At 28.7% G+C, this 16,806-nt stretch carries 22 protein-coding genes and 4 pseudogenes; 23 read left to right on the top strand and 3 right to left on the bottom strand.

Translation table 11 applies throughout. The features are described from left to right. Window positions 1–204: 204 nt before the first annotated feature. Window positions 205–900, bottom strand: a pseudogene (locus tag J2Z24_RS09450) (agmatine deiminase family protein); the annotation flags it as partial. 228 nt (window positions 901–1,128) lie between these two features. On the opposite strand from J2Z24_RS09450, the gene J2Z24_RS21365 reads away from it, so the two are divergent. The 15 genes and pseudogenes from J2Z24_RS21365 to J2Z24_RS09520 all read left to right on the top strand — a co-directional run bounded on the left by J2Z24_RS21365 (window position 1,129) and on the right by J2Z24_RS09520 (window position 10,256). After that, a complete protein-coding gene (locus tag J2Z24_RS21365; RefSeq protein ID WP_278320994.1) occupies window positions 1,129–1,473 on the top strand; it encodes a MerR family transcriptional regulator in 345 nt (114 codons plus the stop codon). Window positions 1,474–1,914: 441 nt separating this feature from the next. Further along, window positions 1,915–2,148 (top strand): annotated as a pseudogene (locus J2Z24_RS21370) (fatty acid kinase subunit FakA-related protein); the annotation flags it as partial. Window positions 2,149–2,197: 49 nt separating this feature from the next. Beyond that, window positions 2,198–2,533 carry a hypothetical protein gene (locus J2Z24_RS09460; RefSeq protein ID WP_035152620.1) on the top strand — a complete coding sequence of 112 codons (336 nt, stop codon included), beginning with the start codon at window positions 2,198–2,200 and terminating at the stop codon, window positions 2,531–2,533. A 407-nt stretch (window positions 2,534–2,940) separates the two neighbouring features. Beyond that, entirely contained in the window at window positions 2,941–4,416 is a 1,476-nt protein-coding gene (locus J2Z24_RS09465) for an AHH domain-containing protein (RefSeq protein ID WP_207657987.1), read from the top strand. 18 nt (window positions 4,417–4,434) lie between these two features. Further along, entirely contained in the window at window positions 4,435–5,001 is a 567-nt protein-coding gene (locus J2Z24_RS09470; protein WP_035152601.1) for an imm11 family protein, read from the top strand. A gap of 159 nt (window positions 5,002–5,160) precedes the next feature. Further along, window positions 5,161–5,652 carry a hypothetical protein gene (locus tag J2Z24_RS09475; RefSeq protein ID WP_035152598.1) on the top strand — a complete coding sequence of 164 codons (492 nt, stop codon included), beginning with the start codon at window positions 5,161–5,163 and terminating at the stop codon, window positions 5,650–5,652. Next, on the top strand, window positions 5,653–5,874 hold the full coding sequence (locus J2Z24_RS09480) for a Com family DNA-binding transcriptional regulator (RefSeq protein ID WP_035152594.1): 222 nt from the start codon (window positions 5,653–5,655) through the stop codon (window positions 5,872–5,874). A 168-nt stretch (window positions 5,875–6,042) separates the two neighbouring features. Then, entirely contained in the window at window positions 6,043–6,351 is a 309-nt protein-coding gene (locus J2Z24_RS09485; protein ID WP_051593454.1) for a bifunctional DNA primase/polymerase, read from the top strand. Next, window positions 6,323–6,529 carry a hypothetical protein gene (locus tag J2Z24_RS09490; RefSeq protein WP_035152592.1) on the top strand — a complete coding sequence of 69 codons (207 nt, stop codon included), beginning with the start codon at window positions 6,323–6,325 and terminating at the stop codon, window positions 6,527–6,529. The genes J2Z24_RS09485 and J2Z24_RS09490 overlap by 29 nt, the downstream gene beginning before the upstream one ends. 108 nt (window positions 6,530–6,637) lie before the next feature. Then, the gene (locus J2Z24_RS09495; protein WP_035152590.1) at window positions 6,638–7,036 is read left to right on the top strand and encodes a hypothetical protein; all 399 of its coding nucleotides are present in this window, start codon (window positions 6,638–6,640) and stop codon (window positions 7,034–7,036) included. A gap of 18 nt (window positions 7,037–7,054) precedes the next feature. Further along, window positions 7,055–7,888 carry a hypothetical protein gene (locus J2Z24_RS09500; protein ID WP_035152588.1) on the top strand — a complete coding sequence of 278 codons (834 nt, stop codon included), beginning with the start codon at window positions 7,055–7,057 and terminating at the stop codon, window positions 7,886–7,888. A 96-nt stretch (window positions 7,889–7,984) separates the two neighbouring features. Continuing rightward, window positions 7,985–8,236 carry a hypothetical protein gene (locus J2Z24_RS09505; RefSeq protein ID WP_035152585.1) on the top strand — a complete coding sequence of 84 codons (252 nt, stop codon included), beginning with the start codon at window positions 7,985–7,987 and terminating at the stop codon, window positions 8,234–8,236. A gap of 144 nt (window positions 8,237–8,380) precedes the next feature. Then, window positions 8,381–8,602 (top strand): hypothetical protein, encoded by a 222-nt coding sequence (locus J2Z24_RS09510; RefSeq protein WP_035153299.1) that lies wholly within the window; start codon window positions 8,381–8,383, stop codon window positions 8,600–8,602. Between the two features lie 541 nt (window positions 8,603–9,143). Further along, entirely contained in the window at window positions 9,144–9,596 is a 453-nt protein-coding gene (locus J2Z24_RS09515; RefSeq protein ID WP_035152637.1) for an ASCH domain-containing protein, read from the top strand. Window positions 9,597–9,845: 249 nt separating this feature from the next. After that, a complete protein-coding gene (locus J2Z24_RS09520) occupies window positions 9,846–10,256 on the top strand; it encodes a hypothetical protein (RefSeq protein WP_035152634.1) in 411 nt (136 codons plus the stop codon). A 168-nt stretch (window positions 10,257–10,424) separates the two neighbouring features. On the opposite strand, the gene J2Z24_RS09525 is transcribed toward J2Z24_RS09520, so the two are convergent. Next, a complete protein-coding gene (locus tag J2Z24_RS09525; protein WP_035152631.1) occupies window positions 10,425–12,086 on the bottom strand; it encodes an MFS transporter in 1,662 nt (553 codons plus the stop codon). Window positions 12,087–12,241: 155 nt separating this feature from the next. Here J2Z24_RS09525 and J2Z24_RS09530 point away from each other — a divergent pair, with 155 nt between their 5' ends. The 3 genes from J2Z24_RS09530 to J2Z24_RS09540 all read left to right on the top strand — a co-directional run bounded on the left by J2Z24_RS09530 (window position 12,242) and on the right by J2Z24_RS09540 (window position 13,968). After that, window positions 12,242–12,898: a TetR/AcrR family transcriptional regulator gene (locus J2Z24_RS09530; RefSeq protein ID WP_027625656.1), complete on the top strand. Its 657-nt coding sequence runs from the start codon at window positions 12,242–12,244 to the stop codon at window positions 12,896–12,898. A gap of 48 nt (window positions 12,899–12,946) precedes the next feature. Further along, window positions 12,947–13,450: a GNAT family N-acetyltransferase gene (locus J2Z24_RS09535; protein ID WP_035152625.1), complete on the top strand. Its 504-nt coding sequence runs from the start codon at window positions 12,947–12,949 to the stop codon at window positions 13,448–13,450. A gap of 266 nt (window positions 13,451–13,716) precedes the next feature. Beyond that, window positions 13,717–13,968 (top strand): fatty acid kinase subunit FakA-related protein, encoded by a 252-nt coding sequence (locus J2Z24_RS09540; RefSeq protein WP_035152622.1) that lies wholly within the window; start codon window positions 13,717–13,719, stop codon window positions 13,966–13,968. 362 nt (window positions 13,969–14,330) lie between these two features. On the opposite strand, the pseudogene J2Z24_RS21930 reads toward J2Z24_RS09540, so the two are convergent. After that, window positions 14,331–14,399, bottom strand: a pseudogene (locus tag J2Z24_RS21930) (putative holin-like toxin); the annotation flags it as partial. A 190-nt stretch (window positions 14,400–14,589) separates the two neighbouring features. Between J2Z24_RS21930 and J2Z24_RS09545 the strand changes: the two are divergent. From J2Z24_RS09545 to J2Z24_RS09560, 5 genes and pseudogenes are all read left to right on the top strand, one after another. Then, entirely contained in the window at window positions 14,590–14,955 is a 366-nt protein-coding gene (locus J2Z24_RS09545) for a hypothetical protein (protein WP_035151219.1), read from the top strand. Window positions 14,956–14,994: 39 nt separating this feature from the next. Next, window positions 14,995–15,159: pseudogene (locus J2Z24_RS21375) on the top strand (GNAT family N-acetyltransferase); the annotation flags it as partial. 209 nt (window positions 15,160–15,368) lie between these two features. After that, window positions 15,369–15,827 (top strand): hypothetical protein, encoded by a 459-nt coding sequence (locus J2Z24_RS09550; protein WP_035151222.1) that lies wholly within the window; start codon window positions 15,369–15,371, stop codon window positions 15,825–15,827. A gap of 87 nt (window positions 15,828–15,914) precedes the next feature. Beyond that, window positions 15,915–16,346 carry a hypothetical protein gene (locus J2Z24_RS09555; protein WP_035151224.1) on the top strand — a complete coding sequence of 144 codons (432 nt, stop codon included), beginning with the start codon at window positions 15,915–15,917 and terminating at the stop codon, window positions 16,344–16,346. A 97-nt stretch (window positions 16,347–16,443) separates the two neighbouring features. Beyond that, the gene (locus tag J2Z24_RS09560; protein ID WP_169735837.1) at window positions 16,444–16,620 is read left to right on the top strand and encodes a hypothetical protein; all 177 of its coding nucleotides are present in this window, start codon (window positions 16,444–16,446) and stop codon (window positions 16,618–16,620) included. The last annotated feature ends 186 nt before the right edge of the window (window positions 16,621–16,806 follow it).

Genomic DNA, 16,806 nt, shown 5'->3' on the forward strand with positions numbered 1-16,806 from the left:
AAGGTTGTTGTTCTTACTTGGGGAGTTGTGATAGATGTATTATCAGATAATATAATTCATAAGATAGTAAAAAAGTAGAGTGTTGGTGCACTCTACTTTATATACAACTTCTAGTTGCATAGGCAACTGATATGACTATAATTTTATAATAAAAAATGGGAAAAACTCACTTGAAGTAGTTATGGTGAACCGTATCATAATTAATTACGGTTTAATTGTTGCCACAGGTATATTCCTTGTATGACAATGAATGCCACCTCCGTACAAGTTAAGTGCTAAAGAATTGACTTGTACAATATGATGATTTGGAAAAGCAGATTTTAGAACCTTTAATGATTCTTCATCCTTTTCTCTAATTAATTCTGACATACCTTCTTCATAATACTTTTGAGCAACAACTACATTATTTGCAATTAAGAAATTACAGTAACTCATTGCTGGTAATACGTTTATTGTGTTAGGTGGAAATGGTGTGCCATCTAAAAACATACCATTCATAACTTCTCTTGCCTCATGCCAATGTGTATAAGCATCATCTTGTGGATTTATATTAATATATATTGGTTCTGGTACAGGCGTTTTTAGAATATTAAAAGGCTTACCATCAAAATTTTTAGCGTTTTTAACAAGTTCAAATGCTTTATATAGTCTTTCTTTATTTAGTGCATGAAGCTTATTATTTTTGGCTTCTTCATCAGAAATATAAGCAATTAAAATTGTATCTTCGCTAGTAAATCTACATATTTCATCAATGTGTCCATTAGGAGAAGCTGCACGGAAAGAATTAAAAGAGCCATCAGCAGATGGAATAGGGCCACAATATGAGTAATCATCATCATATGAACATTTAGGAACCCAAATAATTTGTTTTAAATTAAATACTTCCATTAGTTTTATTTCATTAATTATAGCCTTAACTATTTCAACGCTAACAATATCATTATTTAGAGTATTAGTTGCATAAGCATTGTGTGGCCATATAATCATTACAGATTCTTGTTTTTCAAATTCTCCTACAGTTCTATATGTTTTCATAATAATATCTCCTTTATAACTTTATTTGAAATTTATCTAATTAAGATGCATTATAAAGTATAGAGTTAATCCATAGTCAAGAAGGAGATTAAAATCAGAGAAAATTCAAAAGCTTTTACAACTGGTGAATTTGCAAAAATATTTGGTGTTAAAAAAGATACCTTATTTTATTATGATAAAATAGGCTTATTTAAACCAGCAGGTGTAAGTGAAAATGGATACAGATATTACACAACGTCACAATTGGATGTGTTCTCGGTAATTCATTCATTAAGAGAACTTAAATTTCCTATAAAATTATTAGAAAATTATATTGAATTACCATCACCAAAGTCTTTAATTGAATTATCAAAAAAACAAATAAGTAAATTAGATGAGGAAATTGAAAAAATAGAACAAATTCGTTCTATTTTACATAAAGTTATTAAACAATCATAAGAGGCTTTAAATGCACATATAGATAAAATCATGCTTAAAAACCTGGAAGAGGAATATGTCTTATTTAGTGATAAAAATCCATGCGAAAGTGATACCAGTATTGAACAGTGGTGTAACTATTATGATGAATTTTTGAATAAGATAAAATTAAAGGAGCCTTTATATATTGGGTCTGTAATTGATAAAAAGGATTTAATGCTGAGTAGATTTGGAAGGGTTGATAGACTATTTATTAGAACGGATGAAAAGTTTGACATGGTAAAGCAAGCTGGACTATATGCAATAACTTACTATAAAGGTAGCTACGAATTAATAGGAGATTTTTACAAAGACTTTATGAGGAAACTTAAAGAAAAAGGTTTTACAGTATGTGGTGATGCTTATGAAGAGTATTTACTTAATACGTTATCAACACCAAACAGTAGTGATTTTGTAACGAAAATTAGTGTGAAAGTTAATATGTATAAGAACCTTGATGAAGATGTAATTAATGACTATTTTACTAATAATTTTAAAGGAGATTGCTTACTTGCTGTAGGTGATGAAGAACTTATTAAAATTCACTATCATACTAATGAACCTTGGGAAGTATTGAAATACTGTGCTTCTTTAGGAGAAATATATGATATTGTAGTAGAAGATATGGAACGTCAATCAAGAGGACTTAAAGGTTAATAAGTTTTAATGTGTTTGATAAATTCCAATTTATTTATAGGGGGTATAAATGAGTTTAGGATTTGAAGGCTATGCCAGATATAAAGAAGAAAGTGATGGCTATTTAATATATGAATATTCAGGAGCAAATTGGAATCTACCAAATGAGGAGGAAGGCTGCCTTTTATATGATGGATTAATCTCTATTGAGAAAAACGTTCTTAATGAAGAGGAATGGGGTAAGGCTGTCGATGAAGGCCGAATTAAAATAATAAAGGAGTGCAAGAATGCATTTTATAGGTATGAAATGAAATTTGATTATTTAGCTATACATATAATACGTCATATCTATGTAGATTATAAAAAAATAGGCAAACTACCCCAAGAAGTATCATTTATTCAGTAATCCACCATGTGTAGCACTAAATAAATGTGTAGATTGTTTATCAAATGAAAGGGTTTGTAATAGCCTTTCTATAATTGAAGGTCAATCCGATAGTAACAGAATTAAATTGGTTATAGTCAATGAAGAATGTGGGTACTAATGCACAATGTTTTTATTTAACGTCACAACTGAAAAAACAAACAATTTATCTAAACATCGCATTATTCATGAATTGAATTATGCGGTGTATTATGTTATTAATGTTAGCTAATTCAGAATAGTTTTACAATAAACCAAACTTGACACTCATATACAAAATTATTAAAATAAAGGAAGAATATTAATATTAATGTAAAAAATACATATATATTGTCAATTGTATTAATATTGACATGCAATAAAGCAAATCAGTATATAGGAGAATATGGATGGATTTTCAGTTAGACATTGGTGAATTAACTAATACAATAAATGAATATGAAAACTTTACAAAGATACTATCAGAACAAAAAGAAAATATTAATAAAGCAGTTAAAGAACTTACTGACTTAGGATGGTCAGGTGAAGCAAAAGATAAATTTTTAGAAAATCATATGAAAAAGCAGGAATTCTATACAAAGCTAGAAGAAGATATAAAATATATGAAAAGTGCTTTAGAAAATGATGAAAAACCAAAAGCAGTTCAATTAAAAAAGCGTAGCGAGGATTTTGAAAACTGTATAAAGAGGAGTGGAGGAGCAGCCCTTACAAGTGACGATATGGGAGTTATTTCACTTCAATATGGAGGGCAATTTCCAATAAATAATAATGTTAATGAATGTACAAACGATTATTATAGAAGGATGAATTCTAAATTTGAAGAAATACTAAGTTTGGTAAATAGTCTAACTTTTACATCATTCCCCATTACAGGGGATGTTTTAAATGCAGAAAACTCACTTAGAGATCAAACAATGAGTTTGACAGAGTTTAATAATTCATTTAACGTATATTGTAGTGGCGTAAGAGCTATGGAAGACAATATATGTTCTGTATTTTCAAAAATATCTGGAGTAACTGAAGGAATATCTAAGTTTAGAGATGTTTCTATTATTTCAGAAAATGGACAAGTAGATAAAAGTGAAGTAAGACAATTAATGTTAAAAAATCCAGGAGAATTAACAGCAGAAGAAAAGCAAATACTACAATATGCAAAAATTGTTTTAGGAGAAGATGAATATAAGAAAATAAAAGAAACTATATTTACATATGAAGAAGCATGGAAATACATTAAATGTAATGTTTTAGGAATTGATGTAGGATTTAAGACATATTTTCCAAATGAGATATCTAATTTGCCTAAGCAAATAGTCTATAAAAAAGATGGATATACTTATATTTACGATTTAATACAATGTCCTCCACCTACATTTTATGGGGTAGAACTTCCTAATGATGATATAGTAACAAAAGATGGTGGAGTGATTAGCAATAAATTATATGGTTATAAACTTGTTTATACTAATGAACCAGTGGTACTAACAGGGACTGTTTCCGTTTCGCCTATAAAGTGGAAAGGTAAAGCTAAAATTATTAAAGGTAGAGGTAGTGCGACTAAGGGAGTGGGTAACACTAAACCTAATCAAGTCCATCACTTTGCTACAAATAAGAGTAAAAAATATACACAACAATTTGAGAATGTTGCAAATAAATATGGATTGGACTTAGACGATGTATGGAATAAGCAATTAATGCCACATCAAGGTAGACATCCATATGCATATCATGAATATGTATTACGTGAAATGACTAAATATGATAACATTGCTAGGGGAGATAAAGATAAATTTCTTAAATTATATGAACAGCTAAAAAATAAGGTTATGAATAATCCAGATATGTTAACAAAGGATTATTGGAAATAGAATTGGAGGAAAAGTAATATGAAATACTATCTTTTATCATATGACTATGAAAATGATGATGATTATATAATTGTTACAGCAAATGAGGTAGCAGAAAAATATAACTATGATATGTTTAAAGGAGAGCATTTAGAAAGTTGGGATAATGATATAAAATTCTATTATACTAAAGATGATGGTAATATGTTAACAGATTATCTTGCAACTGATAATAGGTGGCTAGTAGTATCACAAAAATTTAGAAATGTAATAGATAAAATAGAATGTAATTCAATACAATATTTAGATATTAAAATAATAAATAAGCAAACTAATGATACTAATGATACTTATAAGGTTGCCAATGTTATCAATGTTTTAGAAGCTTTAGATTTAGAAAACTCTAAATATGATATTTTTGAATTAGGTGATGAAAAAATAATTTCAGTTGAAAAATATGCTCTAAAAAAAGAAAGGATACAAAACCATCATATTTTCAAATTAAAAGGAGATACAATTCCGGTATTTGTTTCAGAAAGAGTAAAGGATATTATAGTGAGTAATAATTTATTAGGATTTGCTTTTTTGGAGGTAAAGGTAGTGTAAAATAAACATATTGATTTCCCAGCACATCACTAACAATGGTTACTGCTGGGTTTCTTTTTATTCTCATACTCTACATACAAAAACTACACATATGTATTTACAAATAATCTAAATAAGTATATAATATAATTAAGAAAACATAAAGGAGGTCATATTCATATGGCAGATATTATAAACATCAGATTAACCAAGGAGTGTCCAGAAGTATCTTTAATGGATGAAACAGCAAAGGCTCTTGGTATATCAAGAAATGAAATGATTGTAAGGGCAATAACTATGATGGTGAACTTTGACACTACATTTTATAAAAAGTTAGAAAAATACAGTGAAAATGTAAGAGTACCAATGCACTTAGCAATCCAAAATACCATTATCAAAAGATGGGCACAAGATAATGCTAAGAAAGCTGTTTGGGGAACTAACAAAGATTTATTATTAGAATTTGCTTATAATGAAGATGGTGTTGTTACTACAAAGGAACTTTATGAAATGATTTATAAAATGACATTTGAGGAAGAAACTAAAGAAAGATTTAGATTACTTCAAGAGGATATTAATCATGGCATAGAATTAAGAGGAGAAGATAAAGCATTTTATGAGGAATTTAAACCAAAGTATGGTTATAAGCCAAAGATGGAGAAAAAAGTTTAAATGAAGGAATTACATTTTGGGAAGGTGAAGATGATGGAGAAAAGTAATAAAGAAAAAACTATAAGATGTCCACATTGTAACCAAAGACTTCTTGATGCAGAATATGTTGTTGGCACTATAAAGTGTCCTAGATGTAGAAATATTATAAGATTAAATGAAATTCCTATTAGGAGTAACTTAAAAGAACTAAATTATAGATTTTCAGTTAATAAGGTAGGTTAAAAATGAATAGAGAGCATAGAGCCAAAAGGAGCCGAATAATTACGAGCTACCGCCGAGCCTAGCAGATAATCTTTTAAAGAGATTGTTTGTTAGGCTTTTTATTTTACTCAAAAATGAGTAAAAGGTATATTGGTTTCTCAAAAGTGAGCAAGGAAAGGAGGAATATGAGTGGACAATGATATTTTAGATATGGCTTTAAGATATGCAGATATAAAAATACCAGTAATGCCACTGCATGATATTAAGGAAGATGGTTCTTGCACCTGTAGAAATGGTAGTAAATGCTCCAGTAAAGGCAAGCATCCTATCTTTAGTGGATGGAGCAAGATAGCAACTACTGACAAAGCAATAATTACAAAATGGTGGAGTAAATATCCTAGTGCCAATATTGGTATTCCAACAGGAAAAAAGAGTGGGTGGTTAGTTTTAGATATTGATACTAAATATAATGAAAAAGGTATCAAAGTATTGCACTAATGGTACAAAACCAGTATTTCATGAATACTTCCAAAGAAAAATAGGAGAAGGCAAAACAAAGCCACAAGCACTGGTTTGTATAATGAGAAGGCTTGTTAACATAGTATATGGAATGCTTAAAAATAAGACAGAATATAGAGTGCCACAGCTACCAACCAATGTGGACAATATGGTATAATTGGAAAATAATCAAGGGAAAGTTCAAGTATCGGCAAGACAGTAATTTTTAAAAAGAGAATAGGGAGCTACAGGATAAATATGGGGCTTTGGTGTTTATGCCAAGGGAGTGGCAGAAGCTGAGATTATTCCACCAGAAAAGTTACTGGGAATAGAACATGACAAAATACCTAATCCTAGAGGCGCTCTTAACGAAAAAATTCCTAGAAGCAAGAGTGCAGATCCAAGAAATAGGCCTAATCAGCTATTAACGCGTGAAGAGAAGAAATTAGCTAATCAGCATTTAAATGATCTTATTGTTAGAAGAAATGGGGATAGTGCTGCAGCTAATAGATTAGCACAATATAGAGAACATGCTTTAACTGATAGAAGAATTACTGGAGGAGATAATTTTGCAGGATGGACTTCACTAGATCTTTCTTCTTTTTCAAGTTCATCAAATATAATGAGATTACTTTATAAGGAAGTTGGGGATGGTATAGAATGGAAAATAATTCAGCAACATTAATAAGGAGTGAAGAATTAAATGAATATAATAGAAGATTTAATAAATTATACAGTTAATAATTATTCTGAAGAAGAGTGGTATATATTTTATGATTCATTAATATTAGTAAAAAAATATAATTATTTAGAGTATATAAAAAGTGAATCAATTAATAAGTTAGTTAATATATTGCCTATAGTAAAGAATAGTTTAACTAAAATTATACTTATTGAAATTATAGTAAATTATTTATGTTGTCAATATGATGTAGATGAAGAAGAATTATTATTTGATGATAATGAAAAGTTGCTTGATAAATATATAGATGCACTTGCTGAAAATAAAATTAATATTAATATTAAAGATATAGAGGCTTGTCTTAAGTGCTTTATTGACTTAGGTATAGAAAAAAATAAAATAATTCATCAACTATTGAAAAAATTAGATAAAAAAATTGCAATAAAAATACTTATATTTTTGATAGAGTATAATGATGAAAACATACTACAACAATTTAGTGAAATATATGAAGAAGTTAAAATTGCACAAAGAGTATATTATCGTTCAAATATTATATCTACATTTATACTAATAGTTCATCCTTTGTGTTCAAAATATGAATGTATAAATTGTATCTCGACTCAGTACTCAGAGCTTACTAATTCAATTGAAGATTGGGGATGGAATACACCAGGTGCTACTAAATATCTAATTGAGAAAAATATATTTACTGAAAAAGAAGGAAAAATTTTAGAACATTTAGGTGAGTTGTTATTAAAAAATGTAGATTTAAATTCAAAAGAGATAAGAGATTTATATTTTGAATTCTTTGAAAATAAAGATCCTTATGATGTTATGTTTACTTTACCATAAATGGTAGGATTTTAGGTGAGATTATATAATTGCTTTATTAAAATATTACTGAAAGTTATGACTTTCAGTAATATTTTTTTGCGTTTATAAGTTAATATGACACTTATAAAAAGGAAAATTGTTTTAGGCCAAGATGAATATAAGAAAATAAAAGAAACTATATTTACATATGAAGAAGCACGGAAATACATTAAATGTAATGTTTTAGGAATTGATGTAGGACTTAAGACATATTTTCCAAATGAGATATCTAATTTGCCTAAGCAGATAGTTTATCCGATGACTACCCACTCTAATACTCCCATCTTTTTCAAAGTTGGAGTAAAGAGTGGCTATGTCCCTGGATAACGAGTTCTAAGGAGTAAAACTCCTAAGAACTCTGTTTATAAAAAAGATGGATATACTTATATTTACAATTTAATAGAATGTCTTCCACCTACATTTAATGGAATAGAACTTCCTAATGATTATATAGTAACAAAAGATGGTGGAGTGATTAGCAATAAATTATATGGTTATAGACTTGTTTATACTAATGAACCAGTGGTATTAACAGGGACTGTTTCCGTTTCGCCTATAAAGTGGAAAGGTAAAGCTAAAATTATTAAAGGTAGAGGTAGTGCGACTAAGGGGGCGGCTGATGCTAAATATACAACTAAAATAAAATGGGCAATTAATGACATAGAAGCAAGACCATTTGGCAAGGGATTTTAGGAAAAAAGAATACCTCAGAAAAATACAAGGGTAGATGATTTTGAATTAAAAATAAATCCTAATAATGAAAGTTTTTATTTGCCACATCCTAACGGTGGATATGTGCAATTTGAAAACTTAGCTAGGGATATAGTACAAGACGGCAAGCTAATAATTAAATAAAAATCATTTTACCATGTAGAAGATTTGCCCAAATTTGCACAGAATAAGGTTATACAAGAAGCGATGAGACAAATTGGTTCAGCTAAAACAGCAGGGTATAAAGTGGAGTGGTTAGTCTCAGAAGAAAAAGCTATGGATCAATTAACTAGATTGTTTGAAAGAGAAAATATTGATATAACGGTAAGGTATTACCCTGAATAGAGGAGGAGAACAAAGTAGAAATAATTAATGAACTTGAATTAGAAAAAATAATTGCATTAGCAAAAGATGATACTGTTAGGACAATTGATATTACTGATGAAACACTTAAGAAAGTTTTAGTTTATTACGATTTTTTAAGTAATAATATTGAAAATTTCATAATGTAAGGAGAAAGAAAATGACTGAAATACAAATGTGGAATGAATATATAAAAATTAATAAGAATGCTAAAAATTACGAGGCATGGTCATTTGGTGGAAATACTCCTGAGATGTCAGATTTATTGGCTAAATTAGTATTAAAGGGAATTAAAACTGCAACAGCTAGTGCGTATCCTTGTTACGTTGCAGAAAATGCTCCATTACCACCAGTCGGAGGATATAATTTGATATTAAATACAAAAGGTGAAGCTCTTTGTATCACGGAAACGACAAAAGTATATATAATATCTTTCAATCAAGTGAAGGAGGAACATGCATATAAAGAAGGTGAGTTTGACCGTACGCTTACATCTTGGAGAAAATGTCATTCTGAAATTTTCTCCATGGAGCTAAAAGATATTGGCCAAAATTTTACAGAAGATATGCTTGTGATTTGTGAAGAATTTAAGGTTGTATATCCAATAATATGAGTATAACTAGTAGCTTTCAAATTCCTACTTCTAGAGTGAAGAATACACGAAAATTTATTCTCCATGAAGCTATAGATTTCCAATTCAATAGTAAATATAGTATTACGTAAATACGCGTTAGCGGCATAGAAATATTTTATTAAAGTAGGGCAGTTCTGTGGTTGGAGAAATTTATAGGAATTAATCGATAATTAGGATAATTATGTTAAAATATAATGGAGATAAAAATTTTGAGAGTGGTGAATTTAAATGAAGATGGCTAAAATCATGGAAGTTACTATATATAAATCCTTAAATGATGTTGAAAAGCAACTAAAAGCCAATTTTGCAGGTCTTAAGTGGGAAATTGAGCATACAGAAGATTTGAGAACTGTAGAAGGGAATAGAGTGAAAATTTATTTTGGTGTTACTTCACCCTATGGAGGAGTAAACATCGTGTCATTTATGTATCATGGGGGAGGATATGTTCCATATTATATTAAACTGACAGAGGTTGGTGATTATGAAACAAAAGTCATGGTGGTAATAACAGGTTCGGAAGATGTGATCAGTGATTATGGTGAGCGAAATATGAATATTGCAAAGCAAACGTTGGAAATGTGTGAAAAAGATTGTACAAATAAATCCTTTAAAGAAAAAGCAAAAGAGTTTTTTAAATAAACAGAGTTCTTGGTTTCAGTGGAAGTTTTTACCTCCACTGAAGCTTATTAATAGACTTCTAAGGAGTTTTACTGCTTAGAAGTCGTTATCCTTTATATGAAGCAAATTTAACCAAACTAATATATAAATGCAGAAGAGTATTTAGTATAACACATTTTTATTCTTCATCTATACTACTGCTTTAACTTTTTCTAATTCGGCTTCATTTTTTTTATTAAAAGGTACTGCTATTAGACCTAGAATTGCAATAATTGATGTAAAAAGGAAGCACTTATTATAAACTTTATTGAGTTCATCATTTTTTATTGCAGTTACTTCATCTAGTATATTATATACCTCTTTTACTTGTATATTGAACTTTTCTTTTACAGATGGTTTCATATTATCAGGAACAGTTGCTAATACTGTGTTTTCCTGAGTTTTAATTAATTTATCAATCATATCTCGCGTAAAGGGGGTATTTTTGCTAGTGTTTGAAGTCTTTATTGTATCACATATGATAGATTTAACTTGTTGTTCAAGCACTGCATTATTATTAACAGAATTTATGATTCTGACTTTTGTATTGTCTATAGCTTGAGTAGTATAATGATTGCTTAGAGTTGAAACTAAAGCTATTGCCAAGCAGGCAGTTAATTGCCTAAAGCTGTTTAGTATTCCTGATGCAATACCATTTTTATCTGGTGAGATTTCTTCAAATGCACTCTTATATAAAGGAGAAGTTGAACCAAGTCCAAGTCCTACTAGAATAAATGCAAAATAAAATATCTTTGTATTATTTGAATTATTCATAAATACAAAAATAAAGTCACCAAGAGATACAAAAATTACAGCTAATAGTGAAATAACTCTGGCACCATATTTTTGAGATATAATTCCAAAAATAGGTGAAGTAATAAAGGAGATGCAGCTTACTATACCTAGTATCATTCCAGATTTTAATACTGAATAACATAACTGGGTTTCTAGATAAAAATTCATTAAATATGAGATAGGCATATAAGCAAAGAAAATTGTTCCAATTATAACTATAGAAGAGGTATAACTTTTAGTTTTAAATAACTTAAATTCTATCATTGGATTTTTTGACTTAACTTCATGTATTATAAAAGCAGCAATTGAAATTGTTGAAGTTATTACTAATACAACTATTTTTTTACTTCCCCAACCATAGTAATTGCCTTTAACAAGTAAGAAGGTTAGGGCTCCAATTCCATAAGCTAATAATGCAGAACCAATAAAATCTATTTTCTTTTCTAGTGTTTTATCATAGCATTCCTTAACATACTTTGCTCCAAAGAATGTGGAAATAATAATAAAAGGAGTATTTACATAAAATATTGCCTTAAAACCAAAGGTTTCATTTAAAATTCCACCTATAACAGGACCAGAAGCTGCTGCTATAGAGATTATCATGCCAATTAATATACCTAGCTTTGATAGAGCATCTTTGCCGAATAATTCTATACCTAAAGGAATGGATAGTGGAGTAAGAATCGCAGCTCCTATACCTTGCATAATTCTAAAAATTATAATCATAGAAAGAGAGGTTGAAAGTCCGCAAAATATTGATGAAGAGCCAAAAACTAAAAGACCTATTATAAATAGTTTCTTCCTTCCATAAATGTCTGCAATTTTAGAAAAATTTATTAATAGTGCAGAGAAAGGAATTAAGTAAGCTATACTCACCCAAGATATTCCTGTTATATCGGTTTTAAAATAACGAGCCATGGATGGCAAAGATACATTAACTATAGTTGAGTCTAATACTGTTAAGAAGCAAGCAATTGCTAGAGATATAAATGCTAATACTTTTTGTTTTTTATTCATAATACCCTCCAAAATTAATATTATTATTTAAACATGAAACTAATTTCATATTCATATTTTATATGGGAAAAATTTAAATGTCAATACATGAAATCAATTTCATATTTCATTGACTTATATTTTTTTATATTTTATTATTAGAGTAGGTGATGAAAATGGAACGAAAAACAAGGATACCAACTCAAAAAAGAGCTTTAGAAAAGTATAATAGAATATTAGAAGCAGCTTATAAATTATTCAATGAAAAGGGTTATTACAATACAACTACAGCGGATATATCTAAAGAAGCAGATGTTGCTACTGGATCTGTATATGCCTATTTTGAAGATAAGAAGGATATTTATATTAAGGTAATTGAAAGGCTTAATGAAAAATTTATACATCCGACTCATGATTTTTGGATGGAGAATGTTGATAAACAACTTAATAATGCTGAAGAGGCAAAACAACTTTTTAGGATATTTATAAAAATGATGATAAAAAATCATGACTTTTCTAAAATCTTTCACGATGAAATGGAGGCATTAACACTTTTAGATGAGGATATAGCTATGGTAAGAAAGGAACAGAAGAAGCGTAGAGATGAAAATATAGCAGATATTTTTAAATTTTTATCTATACCTTTTAAAGGAGAAGAGGAGAAAAACATATTTTTTCATTACTCATTTTTCATAATTGATGATCTATGTCATAAGCTTATATACAATGATGAAATAAAAGATGTGGATTTATACATTGAAAAATGTGTGAATATGCTATACTTTTTATTTCAAGATTGTACGGATTATATGAAGATAAATAAGAATAAGTAATTTTTTAGTGAAAGATAAATAGCAAATAATTTGTAGGAGTGATTATTAATGATAGAATTGGGATTTAGGCTAGCACAAAAAGAAGATTTAGATAATGTTATGGATATGTTTACAGGTGCTATTAATGAAATGAATAAAAATGGTATTAACCAATGGGACAATATATATCCAGATAGGAATATACTTGAAGATGATATAGTAAAGAAGCAATTATATATAGGGTTAGCTGAAACTACAGTTGTATCTGCCTATGTGCTAAATCAACAATGTGATGAGCAATATGTTAATGGTACATGGAAATATCCTAATTCTACATATTATGTGATTCATAGATTATGTGTCAATCCGATATTTCAAAATAAAAGAATTGGAACATTAACAATGCTACACATAGAAAATGAGATTGGAAAAATGGGAATAGATACAATTAGATTAGATGCATTTACGTTAAATCCATATGCTGTGAAATTATATGAAAAGTTAGGATATTCAAAAGTAGGATTTGCCCATTGGAGAAAGGGAAAATTTTATCTTATGGAGAAAAAAATTTAAGTACAACAAATTAGTTGGTGGAGATTTTAATAAGGTTATTGATTAATTTAAGACGTATAGATATTACAATGAATTTATGTGGAATGGAAGATATGCAAAATGTATTTCATTATATGAAACAATTAAAAAAAATTTTTGACCCAGAGACTAAAAATCCAACAATGTAAAAAATGGGTTAATAAATAAACTAAATGCTAATTTAAGTTAAGCATTATAAATAGTAATTTTTAGATAAGCATATAAAAAATTGAGAGGATGAAAATATTATGTTGGAATATAGATATGATACGCAGTTACTGATTGAGGGGAAGAACCTTGATGAAGATGTAATTAATGACTATTTTACTAATAATTTTAAAGGAGATTGCTTACTTGCTGTAGGTGATGAAGAACTTATTAAAATTCACTATCATACTAATGAACCTTGGGAAGTATTGAAATACTGTGCTTCTTTAGGAGAAATATATGATATTGTAGTAGAAGATATGGAACGTCAATCAAGAGGACTTAAAGGTTAATAAGTTTTAATGTGTTTGATGAATTCCAATTTATAACAGGTTTTTATAGTACTAAAAGAGATAACAATATACATATTTAAAAGAAGAGGATATGGATAAATTTGTTGATGAAAGTGCTGAGAAAATTAGTGAAATATTAAAGGAAGAGTATTTGTGAAATGATAATAAAAATTTAAAAATAAAAAACATAGAGGTTTATTTTTAATAAAAATTTGATATAATATAAATAAGAAATGTAGATAATAAAAAAGTAGAGTGCGTCAACACTCTACTTATATACAATTCTAGTTGCTTAGGCAACTGGTATCACTATAATATTTATAATAAAAAAATTAGTAGCTAACCAATTCGACCTGGGGCTACTATTTTTTTGACATTTTATCAATAAGTAACACTATAAATGTTAGTAGTGCTAGTAAAAATAATCCTGCCTGAAATTGTACCCTAGAATTATACCATAATTATGTAGAATATATACACAAGAATAAAATGGTAAAAACCTCATTTGTAGTTGATACAAAGAATTGTCTCATAAGTAATGGTGCATCTACAAAATATGTTATACTAAAAAATAAGTAATTTTTTAGTATAACATATTTTGTAAATTTGAGGTGAAATGCTATGGACAAATATACAAGAGAAGAATTGGTAGAAGCACTACAAGTTGTATCTTCAACTATCAGTAAATGTGAAAAAATGCAATTAAAATTTGCGGAGGGAACCTCTCATCACACACTCCTTAAGAATAGGATAAAAGCAATGTATATTTCAAAATCATTAATAATAGATGAAAATGTTATGGACAAATATACAAAAGAAGAATTGATAGAGGCACTACGACCCGTATCTTCAATTATCAGCAAATGTGAAAAAGCACAGTTAAAATTTGCGGAGGGAACCTCTCATCACACCCGCTTTAAGAACATAATAAAAGCGATGTATATCTCAAAATCATTAATAATAGATGAAATTAGTAAAAGAGGTTAATTTCTAGTTTTTAGTAAACACAGCCAAATAGTAAAGTGACAGTATGAAATAACCCAAAAAGACCCTAACAATTATTTATGGCATAGCTTTTTTTTCTTCATTCGCAAGGATGATAGGGTTGTAGTAGGTTCAGCGGATTTTAAAGATATTCCTAATGAAAATGGTGAAGTTGAGATTGGTTATGGTTTACGTAAAGAGTTAGAAACTCTTTGGTGGAGATTATAAGCATAATCGTGTGTTACGTTTTTATTTAAGAGAAGGTTTTACAAAGTATTCTTGTTGTAATAATTAATGTATAGACTTACAATATTTCCTTTTAGTAATATGTTATAATTAATTTACAATAGTAACTTAATGCGGTATGTGAACAATATAAACAACTCAATTAAATATATAAGGAGAGAAGTAAAACTATGGGTTATAAATTGAAAGAAGTAACAATAAGAACGAATAATTCCGAAGAAGGAATAAAAATAATTGATGAAATTTGGCAAGATATTGCTAGTGGAAAACTACCCCTTCTTTTTGATAGTGAGCATGTGTTTCAACAAGGTGTTTCTCCAGTTTCAAAATACAGTAACTATTCCAGCGATGAAAGAGGAGATTATGATCTTACCATAATGTCTGTGACAGCTGACTTTTTTCAAACAATGGAAATAGCAGTAAGTAAAGGCTTGTATAAAAAATATGATGAAAAAGACGAAAACGGAGAAATAGGTGTATGTACAAAAAAGGCATGGGAAAAAGTATGGTTTGATCAAAAATCAGGGCATATAAAGAGAGCCTTTACAGAGGATTATGAGAGCACTGTTCCTGGTGAATATACGAAAGATGGAAAACCACATTGTTATTTATATATTGCTATTCAGTAGAATGGAAAAATGGGATTATGAAAATAATATAAAACCGGCAAATAGTAATTTGGATTGGAATTATTTATATAACAGGAGGTAACTACTATGAGTCTAGAGTTAAAACAGATTTTTTTACCAAATGTTAATACAAATAATGTGCATGTGACTTATGAAAATAAGCTACAACCACGCATGATATTCGGAGATTTATCACTTAAAACATTATTTGAAAAGCATAATGATGAAATTTTTAAAAATATAGTTAGTGAAATAACTGATTATGTGAACGATGAAAATGTTTGTAATGATAGCATTGATATGTTTCCTCGAAATTGTGAAATGACTGGTGAGTGGTATATTGGAGATATTTATTTTGAGGATTTTGATTATCTAAGTGTTATGACACGTTTTTTAGGATTTCATCCAAATTCAAAACGAATGCCTATTGATGATTATTTAGGACTTGAAGTTCATTTTTTTTATGATGAAGATCAAGATAAATTTATTTTCGATGGAATTGACAGCTCTTGCATTTAACTATGAAATTGTACCCTAGAATTATACCATAATGGTGCATTTACAAAATATGTTATTAGTAAAAGAGGTTAATTTACAATTGGGGGAGGTTATAAATATGTCTAAAAGCAGAAAAATTTTGCGTGGTATTATATTGGCTGTATTGTTAATTTGTACAGCGTTTTTGGTATATTCCATTGTAACAAATCCGCTTGGCGAACATGATATAATGTTTGCACTTGCTGTTACAGCAGGTTTTATTGCACTCGGAGATGATAAAGTTGGAAAAAGATAAATCCCAATTTGTAGAGTGAGGTAACATAATTTTAGCTTTAGTTCTGTCAGATATTTCTTATTTAATGCCACAAATGAAAAACAAATAATTTATCTGAACACCGCATTATTCATAAATTGAATTTTGGGGTGTTTTTATGTCGCAATTCAACTATATTACGAAAAGAAAGGAGGTCTTGACACACAT

Source organism: Clostridium tetanomorphum, from assembly GCF_017873215.1.
Taxonomy (GTDB): Bacteria; Bacillota; Clostridia; order Clostridiales; family Clostridiaceae; genus Clostridium_AO; species Clostridium_AO tetanomorphum.